General features: G+C 65.5%; 1 protein-coding gene. It reads left to right on the top strand.

The genetic code is table 11. From position 1 onward, the window contains the following. On the top strand, window positions 1-1,187 hold a 1,187-nt coding region (locus KW824_RS20575), incomplete at both ends, for a VCBS domain-containing protein (protein ID WP_218410877.1).

Raw genomic sequence — 1,187 nt, 5'->3', positions numbered from 1 at the left:
GACGACGTGCCGACGGCTGCCAATGACGCAGGGGGGACCCTGACCGAGGATGTGGCGGGCAGCCTGAATGGCAACGTGCTGAGCAACGACGCTGGCGGGGCGGACACCCCGGCGGTGTTCGTGGGGTGGAGCGCGAGCGGGCATGACAACGGAGCGGCGGTCGCCGCGCTGAACAGTTACGGTACCTTTACCCAGGACCCGGTCACCGGCGCCTGGACCTATGTGCTGGACAATAGCAAGGCGGCCACGCAGGCGCTGACGGCGGGCTCGAACCTGAGCTACGACGTCTGGTACACGATGAAGGATGCGGATGGGGATGAGAGCATTGCCAAGCTGACCATCAACATCAAGGGGGCGGATGACAGCTCGAGCGTGGTGACGGCAGCGGCGACGGGGCCGGACCATCAGGTGTACGAGTCGGGCCTCAATCCGGACGGGTCCAATGCGGCGGCCAACACGGAGACGGTGAGCGGCAGCTTCACGGTCTCGGCCACGGACGGGATTTTGAATGTGGTGATAGGGGGAACCACCTACACCCTGGCGCAGCTGCAAGGGTTCAACGGCAGTCAGACCGTCAACACGGGCGAGGGCGTCCTGACGCTGCTGAGTTACGTGGGGACGGCCAGTGGCGGGACGGTGAGTTACAGCTACACCCTGAGCGGTACCATCGACAACGACAGCAAGGCGGGTGCAACGGGCACCGGGTTTGACGACAGCATCACCATCGGGGTGAACGGGGTGGGCGGCACCAGTGCCAGCGACCAGTTAATTGTGCGCATCGTGGACGACGTGCCGACGGCTGCCAATGACGCAGGGGGGACCCTGACCGAGGATGTGGCGGGCAGCCTGAATGGCAACGTGCTGAGCAACGACGCTGGCGGGGCGGACACCCCGGCGGTGTTCGTGGGGTGGAGCGCGAGCGGGCATGACAACGGAGCGGCGGTCGCCGCGCTGAACAGTTACGGTACCTTTACCCAGGACCCGGTCACCGGCGCCTGGACCTATGTGCTGGACAATAGCAAGGCGGCCACGCAGGCGCTGACGGCGGGCTCGAACCTGAGCTACGACGTCTGGTACACGATGAAGGATGCGGATGGGGATGAGAGCATTGCCAAGCTGACCATCAACATCAAGGGGGCGGATGACAGCTCGAGCGTGGTGACGGCAGCGGCGACGGGGCCGGACCA

This window comes from Aeromonas sp. sif0611 (assembly GCF_019218845.1).
Lineage (GTDB): Bacteria > Pseudomonadota > Gammaproteobacteria > Enterobacterales > Aeromonadaceae > Aeromonas > Aeromonas media.
The sequence above is the reverse complement of the archived record's forward strand: the minus strand, read 5'-3'. Positions and strand labels throughout refer to the sequence as shown.